Source organism: Streptomyces sp. NPDC089919, assembly GCF_040684615.1.
Classification (GTDB): domain Bacteria; phylum Actinomycetota; class Actinomycetes; order Streptomycetales; family Streptomycetaceae; genus Streptomyces.
The window spans coordinates 1-9,543 of sequence record NZ_JBFBGK010000175.1 but is presented as its reverse complement, the minus strand read 5'-3'; the positions used below and the strand labels follow the sequence as shown (position 1 = coordinate 9,543).

The following is a 9,543-nucleotide window of genomic DNA, read 5'->3' as shown; positions in this document are numbered from 1 at the left end:
GTGCTCGTCGTTACCAAGCTGTGTGACTCGTGATCACGTCCCTCACGTTGGTCCGCCCCACGCGAGCATCACTGGAGAACCACTCAAACCCGCAGCTCAGAGCCCCATCCAGATCATTGCAGCGGCCATTCAACAACCCTCGGCCAGACGGCCTGACGACGCCGGGGCGATTGTTTCGAGGTGCCGTCCGGCCTGGGCAACAACGGGCCGGGCCCGGACGATCGGAAGTCCGGAGCCAAGCCACGCTCGAAGGAGTTGCTGATGAAGAGGTCGCTGGGCGTTCTGCTGCTGTCCCTGGGACTGGTGGCCGCACCACTGGGCGGGGTGGCGGCCGCGAAGGGCGGCGGGCAGTCCGCGGACGGGCATCCCGCCGCGCGGGCTTCGGCCGGCTGCTACGGCAGCAGTTGCACCGGGCGCGACCCGATCGCCATGGGCTGCAGCGGCGACGCGATCACCGTGGAGGGCAAGTCGACGACGAGCGGGCGGATCGAGCTGCGGTACAGCTCCGCCTGCGGTGCGAACTGGGCCCGGCTCGTGAACGGCGCGGGCTACTACTACCAGGTCGACAACGCCCGCGGAGAGGAGAGCCACTTCACCGCCTCCTCCGCCAACAGCTGGACGGACATGGTGGACGGGACCGTGTACGCCCGCGCCTGTGTGTACAACTCCGGCTGGACGTGTACCGACTTCCACTGAGGCACGGCCCGTCGGCCTCCTGCCCGCACGGCCGTCGGGGCCGTGCGGGCGGGGCGTTGTCAGGCGGTGGGAGCGGTTCGGGTGGCGACGGTGACGTGGTCGATGCGGAGGGGGTGGCCCGGTTCGGGGGTGGGGGTGGGGGGTGCGCCGTCGGCCTGGGGCAGGGCGCCGCCGATGGCGACGTTGAGGATCAGGAAGAGGCCGTGGTCGACGGCCTGCCGCCAGGTCTCGGCGGGCAGTTCGCGGGCCGCGACCCGGTGGTGCACCCGGCCGTCGAGGTACCAGCGCACCTCCTCCGCCCCGGGTGTGCGGTCGACCTCGACGGCGTACGTGTGGAAGGCGGTACGGCAGGTCGGGCACGGCCGCGGGCCGGAGCCCAGGCCGGCCGGCTCCCGGCAGGGGCCACCGGTGGCGATCCCGCAGTGCATCGTGCCGAAGACGGAGTCACGGCCGTTGACCGACTCCATGACGTCCAGTTCCCCGATCGCCGGCCAGCCGGTGTAGCCCTCGCGCAGCGGGGCGCCCAGGGTCCAGAAGGCCGGCCAGTAGCCCGCGGCCTTCGGGCCGGTGACGTCCGGCAGCGCCAGTGACGCCTCCACCCGCAGGATCCCGCCGGGCGGCGCCGCGAAGTCCGATCGGCGGGTCTCGATGCGCCCCGAACTCCACCGCCCGTCCTTGAGCGTGGGGCGGATCTCCAGGACGCCCTTGCCGTCCAGGCGTACGTTGTCGGTCGAGTCGGTCATCGTCTCGATCTCGCCCGTCCCCCACCGGGGTGCCGGGCAGCCGGGGTAGCAGGTGCCGGTGTCGTGGATCCAGTTCGCCGCGGCGGGCGGGCTGCCCGCCGGGCCGTCGAACTCGTCCCGCAGCAGCCGGACCCAGCCGTCCGGACCCGGCCGCCCCGCCCCGGCACCCGGGCCGGTGCCGGCGCCCGCCCCCGGACCCGGCGTACCGGCCGGACCGGTGGCCGGCAGCGCGCCGGATTCGGTCAGGAGGCGTTCCAGGCGCGGGGCGAGGACCACCGCGGCCGCGTTGGTCAGGTGGGAGTCGTCCCGGTAGAGCAGGATCCGGTCCAGCACGGCCGGGCAGGTCGGGCCGGTCCCCGGGCACAGCACCGGGTTGACGCTGACGCTGCGCACTCCGGGCAGGGCGCCGGCCGCGATCCGGCGGGCCAGCGGGTCGGGCTGGCGGGAGTCGGCGCGGGCGAAGGCGCAGTCGCCCGGGGAGTCGGGACTGCCGGAGACGCAGGCGGGGACGTCGATGCCCGGCACCGGCGTGTCCTCGACGTAGACCATCGGCGCGCCAGTGGCCCGCAGCGCGGCGAGCGTCTTCTCCCAGCCGGCCAGCAGCCGTCCGGGGTCGGCGGTGTAGCGGTTGAGCGAACTCACCACGATCAGGCGGGGCTTGGCTCCGGTCCGCAGCCGCTCGAGGGTGTCGGCCCGCCAGGTGTCGCACTCCCGGTAACCGCGGCCCAGCTGCGGGTTGTGGACCGCCAGCTGCGGCAGCGGGCAGCCCTGCTTGACGAACTCCTGGAGCGCCCAGCCGCGTCGGGCCGCGAGGGCCAGCACCGGCGAGAACCACTGGCCGGCGTGCGAGTCGCCCAGCAGCACGATCCGGTCGGGGCTGGTGACGTTCCCGAACAGGCACTGCGGGCTGCGCGTGACGGCCGGTGCGACCTCGCAGGCACCGTCGGGCGGGAAGTCCTTGCGGGCCTGCGCGGGTCCCGGCAGCACCGGGCCGTCGGCGATCCGCACCCCGGGCGTCCGGGCCAGCAGGGTGGGCCCGGAGGCGGCGCCCGGCGGCAGCCCGGCGGCATCGGCCGGGGCCCCCGCGCCCAGCAGGCGTACCGTCGAACTCCCCACGACCAGCGCCAGCACGATCGGGAACACGATGGCCGTGACCCCGACCGACAAGCCGCGGCGCGGGTGCACGGACACGGTGCGGCTGCGCCGCAGCGGCTGCTCGACCCAGCGCATCGTGGCGTACGCGGGCAGCACGGCGGCCAGCGTCAGCGCGGTCTTGGCGGGCCAGCCCGGCTGCCCGCCGGGCGGCGCGCCGAGTGCGTCGCCGAACCGCGCGCCGGCCAGCACCAGCACCGGCCAGTGCCACAGGTACAGGTTGTACGAGAGCCGTCCGATCGCGCGCGGGGCCCGGCGGGCCAGCACCCGCCCGACGCCGAAGCGGTCCTCCGTGTAGCGCTCGCCCCGCCCAGGGATCGCGGCGAGGATGACCGCCGCGGCACCCGCCGTCGGCAGCAGCGCGGCGTAACCCGGGTACGGGGTCGAGGAGTCGTACGCCAGCACGCACCACACGATCGCCGCGGCTCCGGCCCAGCCGCACAGCAGCCGCAGCAGGCGCGGGCCGCGCATGAGGTGCCAGGGCAGCAGCGCCAGCAGCGCACCGACCCCGAACTGCCAGGCGCGTGAGGGGGTTCCGAGGTAGGCCAGGGAGGCCGAGGTGTCGGTCCAGTGGACGGCGAGCGCGAGGGACACCGCGAGCAGCAGGGCGGCCGCCGGGGCGACCAGCAGCCGGACGGCGCGCCCGCGGCGGACCGCCCGGGCGGTGCCGAAGGCCAGCACGAGCAGGGCCAGCAGCGGCCCCCAGACGAGGTAGAACTGCTCCTCGACGGCGAGGGACCAGAAGTGCAGCAGCGGGCTCTGGGCGTGCCCGGCGGCGAGGTAGTCGGTCTGCTGGGCCACGAAGCGCCAGTTGGCCGCGGACAGGGCGCTCGCCACCACGTCCCGTTCCAGGTCGGCGCGTTGGAGCGGTACGGTCAGCCAGCCGGCGGCCACGGCCACCACGGCGAGCACGACGGCGGCGGAGGGCAGCAGCCGGCGGGCCCGGCGGGAGAAGAAGTCGCCGAGCCGGATCCGGCCGGTGCCGATCGCCTCCCGGACGAGCAGGCCGGTGATCAGGTATCCGGAGATCACGAAGAAGACGTCCACGCCGACGAACCCGCCTGCCATGCCGGGCAGTTGGGCGTGGAAGGCGAGTACGGCGAGCAGTGCGACCGCCCGCAGGCCCTCGATGTCGGGCCGGAAGGCGGACCGGTGCGGGCTGGGCCCGGACTCCGTGCCGGGACGGCGGGCGGGCGGTGCCGGGTCCGGGGACGGCGGCGGGTCCGGGGGCGACGGCGCGGCGGCGGCGCCGTGCGGACCGGGTGCCACGGAGGAAGCCATGGTCAGGAGGCCTTTCGGGAGTGCGGGATCGGTACGGTGGGGCGGGCCGGGGCCGGCCCGGTCGGACTCAGCCCAGCCACGGGAGCATCGGGTTGACCCAGCCGGAGGCCAGCAGCGCGGTGAGCAGCAGCACCACGGACGCGGCCACGGTCTCGGGCCAGCGGCGCGGCAGCATCGCCGTGCGGGAGCGCAGCGCCGTGGCGAGGCGGCGGGCCGCCGTGCGCCAGGGCGGGCCGGCCGGCCCGGCCTCCCCCGCCGGCGTCCCGGCCCCGGTCCGGCCGCGCAGTTCGCGCTCCAGGTCCAGGACGAGCGGGCCGTTGATCTGGATCTGCACCAACAGGTAGAGCAGCAGGCCCCAGTTGGGCTCCCAGCCGTGCCGGGCGACGGCCAGGGCCAGCCCGACCGCGGCGGCGCCGTTGGAGACCACGAGCCAGAGCAGGGAGGCGCCGACCACCCGGCGGGCCATCCCGCCGCGGGCCTCCTTGCCGCGCACTCCGGTGGGTACCCAGGCGGCGCTGCGGCCGCGCAGCGTGTGCAGGAAGGCGGTCGCCGCCGCCACGCTGGTCAGGACGTTGGCGCGGATGACCTCGACCCGCCAGCGGGTGCGGCTGATCCGGGGCAGCAGGACGTGCCACAGCCACAGCGGGGCGAGCAGCGGCAGCACGTGCCAGGGCCGGATCTGGTCCGGGTACCAGAACATCATCACCAGCGGCGGCAGCGGTGCGGCGAAGGTGTTCACGGCGGTGGTGAGGTAGCCGATGATGCCCTCGTAGAAGCAGAGCCGCATCCGCCAGGGCGCGCGCATCCGGGGCAGCACGGGGGTGCCGATCAGGTGCAGGTTGCCCATGGCCCAGCGGTACTGCTGGTTGACGAAGGCGGTGAGCTCGTCGGGCGAGGTGCCCTTGGCGACCAGGACCGGCACGTACAGGGTGCGGAACCCCTGCTCGTGCAGGGCGAGTCCGGTGTACAGGTCCTCGCTGTGGTCGAGCCGGGCGAAGCCACCGGCGGCGTCGAGGGCGGACCGGCGGTAGACGGCGTTGCTGCCGCAGCAGATGGCGGCGTCGCTGGCGTCGCGGGCGGGCTGGATCCAGCGGAAGAACCACTCCTGGGCGGCGCCGGCGGCGCGCTGGATCCAGCCCATCGTCTCGTCGGTGTCGAAGCACTGCGGGCTCTGCACGATGCCGACGCCGGGATCGGCGAGGTAGGGCACGAGGTGGTGCAGGAAGTCGGGCCGCGGCGCGAAGTCGGCGTCGAGGATGGCGATGAGTTCGGCGCTGCTGAGCGTCAGCGCGTGGTTGAGGTTGCCGGCCTTCTTCAGGTGCCCGCGGTCCGGGCGTACCACGTACGCGTAACCGAACGAGGCTGCGAGCGAGGCGACTTCGGGGCGGTCGGCGTCGTCCAGGACCCAGACGGTCAGCTCGCCGGGCCAGTCGACGGCCGAGACGGCCCGGTAGGCGTTGGCGAGTACCGGCAGGGGTTCGCCGCAGGTCGGCAGGTAGAGGTCGACGCCCGGCGCCCGCGCGGGCTGCCAGGCGTGCACCAGGACCTCGTGGGAGCGCCGGGTCAGGCGGCGCTGGCGGAGGTTGTTGACGGAGGAGAGGACCAGGGCGACGACGTTGAGCCCCAGGACGGCCAGGAACGCCCACAGCGCGGGCGTGCGCAGGGCGAAGCTGAGCATGGTCGCCGCCGTGAAGACGAAGGCGAGCGAGCTGCCGACCAGGACCCAGCGGCGCTGCGGGCCGAAGTACCAGTAGAGCTCTTCGTCGGACGGTGGTTGCGGAAGATGGTGCACGGTCATGGAGCCCCCCACGGCTGCGGTTCGCGACCTCACTGAAGCCTCACAGTAGCTTCAGAGGTATAGACCATTCGCCAAACAGGGGGCCGGGAACGGGAATCGGTCACCGGATTGGCGAGACCTGATTGGTCCATACCTCTGTATGAAATACGCAGGTCACAGCCGTGTGAACGGCGCACGAAGAACCCGTCATCCCAGGTGACCGCCCGGTGTACCGGGGCCGCCCACAACCGTCGCAAGCCGACCATCGGACCGGTTGACACGTCCACCGGTGATCCTTCTCACCGCGCCCGCACGCGACCCGGGGCCTGGTTTACCGGTCAGTAGGCGTATGAAGGACCTCGGCCAACACACGGCCCCGACCTCCTGATTGACGATCAGTCACCCCACATCCAGGAAGCAGGAAGACCTTTGTCGCACCTCACCACCGCACGCAGACCCCGGAGTCCGGGGCGAGCCGTGCACGTGCTCCCCGTCCCGCTGCTCGTCCTCGCGCTGCTGGCCTCCCTGTTGGCGCTGGCCCCGTGGGCCCGGGCCGCGGACATCCCGACCCAGGAGGAGGTGAGCCGGGCCCTCGAGAGCACCCCGAGCACCAACTACTTCTGGACCGGCCGGACCGGGAAGTGCGCCGGTGAGGAGGACAGCGTCAAGGGCCTGGCCGAGCAGATAGCGGGCGAACGCGGTGGCAAGACCCTGGAGATGCGGCTGCGCGAGGCGGGCGTGAAGATGCCCTCCTTCGACGCCCCCGACCCGGCCAAGGACATCTGGCGGTTCGCGTCACGCGAGTACGCGAAGAAGACCAGCTACCAGGCCTGGGTCATCAAGGGCAGCTGCGTCCGGGACGGCAACACCTGGGAGGACAAGGAGTTCCCCAACCTCAAGGCCGGCGGACAGGTGAACTGCGTCTGGGAGATCGACGCCGCGCACCCGCTGACCGAGAAGCTGATCTGGTACAAGTGGTGGTGGGGCGGCACCTGCCAGAAGGAGGTGCACCTCAAGAACAAGGCCAGGACCGCCTGCTACCACTACGACCACATCGGGCCCCGGTGGGAGCACGGCAGCGGGATGACTGGCAACTCCTTCCACGGCAACTGGTTCGTCCGCGGCTCGCAGTGGAACAGCCGGAAGAAGGACCGGAAGGTGGACCCGAACGCCGTCGGGTACATGTACTCCATCGAACCGACGAGTTCATGGCCGGCCGAGCCGGAGGAATACCTCATCCACAACGACGGGTTGATCGGCTGGTTCCGCAGCGGTGACGTCCGGCCCTACCGGCTCGAGATCCTCGACGCCTCGGCTCCCTTCTACCACCGCGAATGGTCGGAACCGTACGACACCATCTGCGGGACCGGTGCCAGCACCACGGACGCCCCGCGCGGCGGGAGCGAGTTGAGCAAGCGGGCCGTCACCGTGATGCCGCTGGGCGACTCCATCACCTCCGGTGTCGGCAGCTCCACCGGCGCCGGCTACCGGGCGCCGCTCTACGCCGACCTCAAGCAGGCGGCGAAATCGGTGGACTTCGTCGGTTCGCAGCACACGGGCACGATGCCCGACACCGACAACGAAGGACACCCCGGCTGGCGCATCGACCAGATCGCCAAGGCCGCGGACTGTTCCGTGCCCTCCCAACGCCCCAACGTCGTCACCCTGCACGCGGGCACCAACGACCTCAACCAGAAGCACGACGTCGGCAACGCCCCCGCGCGACTGGCGAGTCTGATCGACCAGGTGCTCGAGGACGCACCGGAGACGACCGTGCTGGTCGCCGGCCTCGTCCCGGCCACCAAGCCGGGACTGCAACCGCTGATCGACGCCTACAACTCCCGGCTCCCGGAGGTCGTGAACGACTTCCAGGAACGCGGCAAGCACGTCGCGCTGCTGGACATGAGCGCCGTGACCACCGACGACCTCGCCCAGCCCGCCCACCCGAACGACGCCGGGTACCGCAAGATGGCCGACGTCTTCCTGGACGGCATCGCCGACGCCGCGGCCGACGGCTGGCTCGCCGATCCCCGCGGCGGGACCGCCGCCGGCTGCGACTCGGGCGGTGACGGCGCCAGCGCGGCCGGTCCCGGCTGGGAGGCCATCGGCGTCATCGCCCCCGGCATGGACAGGTGCACCGGGCGCACCGACCTGGTCGAGCTCAACGGCGACGGCCGGGCCGACTACGTCAAGATCGGCGACGACGGCTCGGTGTGCAGCGCCCTGAACACCCCCGGTGCGGACCTCCTGCACCCGCACTGGGCCGATCCCACACCCGGACGCCCGCTCTTCCCGCCGATGGGCCCGGCCGGCTTCGGCGCCGGCGTCCGCTTCGCGGACGTCACCGGGGACGGCCGCGACGAGTACCTGTACGTCAGCCCCGAGGGCGCGGTGACGGCCTGGCTCAACGACGGCCGGCAGGGCGACGACGACCTGATCCCGTACTTCGGCCGCAACCTGGGCGTGATCGCCCCCGGTGTCGACGGGGTCACCCGGGAGCAGATCCGCTTCGCCGACGTCAACGGCGACCGGCGCGCCGACTTCCTGCGCGTGACGGAGACCGGGGCCGTGGACGCGTACGTCAACACCCCCGACAGCGCCGGGACCATCCACTGGAAGCCGTGGCCGAACTGGGCCGGCGGCGTCCAGGGCGGCTCCCGCGACAAGCTCCGGCTCGCCGACGTCGACGGCGACCGCAAGGACGACTACCTCATCGTCGGCAGCACCGGGGCGGTCCACGCCTACATCAACAACGGAGGAGGCGGCGCGGGCAGCTTCATCAAGCAGCTGTACTTCGTGAACGAGACCGGCTACCCGGGCGACAAGACCACCTTCCGGGACGTCGACGGCGACGGCAAGGCCGACTACGTCGTCATCTACGAGGGCGGCGCGATCCGCGCCTGGCACAACCGCGGCGGCAACACCGGCTAGCACCGCCGCGCCCCGTCCCCGGGTGCCCGGACACCGCCGTGTCCGGGCACCCGGGTCGGGGCCCCCCGCCCCGTCCGTCAGTGGTAGACGTCCACCACCAGGCGGTTCGGGGCGGTCAGGGTGAAGACGCGGTAGCTGCTGTAGTCGCCGAGGGCCAGGCCGAAGGAGAAGTGGCCCTCGTACCCGCCGAGCAGGGCGTACCCCTTGACGGCGGGCAGGCTGAGCGGCTGCGTGGTGGCTCCGGTGAAGGAACCCGCGCCGGTCGTCGTGTGGTTGTCGACGCCGAAGAAGTGCAGGTTCAGGAAGTGCTTGCCGGTCAGCGGCACCGGCTTGCCCTCGCCGCTGCCGCCGCCGTCGTAGCTGAGGCCGTCGTCGCCGACGTACTCCGTCCAGGTCGGCAGGGCGGTGCCGCCGAGGTCGATGACCAGTCGGTCGTAGGTGTCGTGCGCGGCGGTGCGGACGGCGAGGAAGCAGGCGCTCGGACAGGTCGTGCCGGCCGTCGCCGCGACGGCGGCCGGCGCGGGGGCGGCCGAGGCGGTGGGCGCGACGGCGCCCAGCAGGGACGCGGTCAGCGCGGTGCCGATGGCGAGCGAGCGGACGCGCGGGCTGCGGGATGACGGGTTCAACGGGTTTCCCTTCAGGCGGGGCAGGGCGTGGCGGTGCGCATGCTGCGCGTGCGGTGGCTGCCTGCCGCGATGCGGCACGGAGGTACGGCGAATGCCGCCGGCCGTGATCGAGAGGTGCCGGCTCCGGTGACGGGCCCGGCGGGCGGGACGGGGCTCTGGCCGCGCCGTCCGACACCTGCAATGTAGGGCAGGGGCCGCACCTCCCTCCCCCGCGATCCGTCCCGGGGCCGTCCCCTCTCCCGGCGGACGAAGGCGAGGGCCTGCTCGCCGTTGAGGGTCTGCTTGCCGGCCTTGAAGTCGGCGCCGGACTTCTTGTCCTTGAAGCCCTTCTCGATGT

Annotated in this window: 6 protein-coding genes; 2 read left to right on the top strand and 4 right to left on the bottom strand. The window is 72.9% G+C overall.

The genetic code is table 11. The features are described 5' to 3' along the window. The first annotated feature begins 261 nt into the window (after nt 1-261). Nucleotides 262-696, top strand: coding sequence for a DUF2690 domain-containing protein (locus tag AB0O40_RS36615; RefSeq protein ID WP_365050380.1), 435 nt, complete (start codon nt 262-264; stop codon nt 694-696). Nucleotides 697-755: 59 nt separating this feature from the next. Here AB0O40_RS36615 and AB0O40_RS36610 read toward each other — a convergent pair whose 3' ends face one another. Together AB0O40_RS36610 and AB0O40_RS36605 are read right to left on the bottom strand one after the other, a co-directional pair. Then, nucleotides 756-3,872, bottom strand: coding sequence for an SGNH hydrolase domain-containing protein (locus tag AB0O40_RS36610; RefSeq protein ID WP_365050378.1), 3,117 nt, complete (start codon nt 3,870-3,872; stop codon nt 756-758). 67 nt (nt 3,873-3,939) lie between these two features. Continuing rightward, entirely contained in the window at nt 3,940-5,670 is a 1,731-nt protein-coding gene (locus AB0O40_RS36605) for a cellulose synthase catalytic subunit (protein ID WP_365050377.1), read from the bottom strand. Between the two features lie 456 nt (nt 5,671-6,126). Here AB0O40_RS36605 and AB0O40_RS36600 point away from each other — a divergent pair, with 456 nt between their 5' ends. Beyond that, the gene (locus AB0O40_RS36600) at nt 6,127-8,580 is read left to right on the top strand and encodes a GDSL-type esterase/lipase family protein (protein ID WP_365050375.1); all 2,454 of its coding nucleotides are present in this window, start codon (nt 6,127-6,129) and stop codon (nt 8,578-8,580) included. 77 nt (nt 8,581-8,657) lie between these two features. On the opposite strand, the gene AB0O40_RS36595 is transcribed toward AB0O40_RS36600, so the two are convergent. Both AB0O40_RS36595 and AB0O40_RS36590 read right to left on the bottom strand, forming a co-directional pair. Further along, nucleotides 8,658-9,206, bottom strand: a complete 549-nt coding sequence (locus AB0O40_RS36595) for a hypothetical protein (RefSeq protein ID WP_365050373.1) — start codon at nt 9,204-9,206, stop codon at nt 8,658-8,660. 11 nt (nt 9,207-9,217) lie between these two features. After that, nucleotides 9,218-9,543, bottom strand: a 326-nt coding sequence (locus AB0O40_RS36590) for an LCP family protein (protein ID WP_365050371.1), incomplete at its 5' end; no start/stop codon positions are given.

Bases quoted from the DNA above. Each gene is read 5' to 3' on its own strand.
- AB0O40_RS36615 (WP_365050380.1), top strand. From the start codon at position 262: ATGAAGAGGTCGCTGGGCGTTCTGCTGCTGTCCCTGGGACTGGTGGCC.
- AB0O40_RS36610 (WP_365050378.1), bottom strand. From the start codon at position 3,872: ATGGCTTCCTCCGTGGCACCCGGTCCGCACGGCGCCGCCGCCGCGCCG.
- AB0O40_RS36605 (WP_365050377.1), bottom strand. From the start codon at position 5,670: ATGACCGTGCACCATCTTCCGCAACCACCGTCCGACGAAGAGCTCTAC.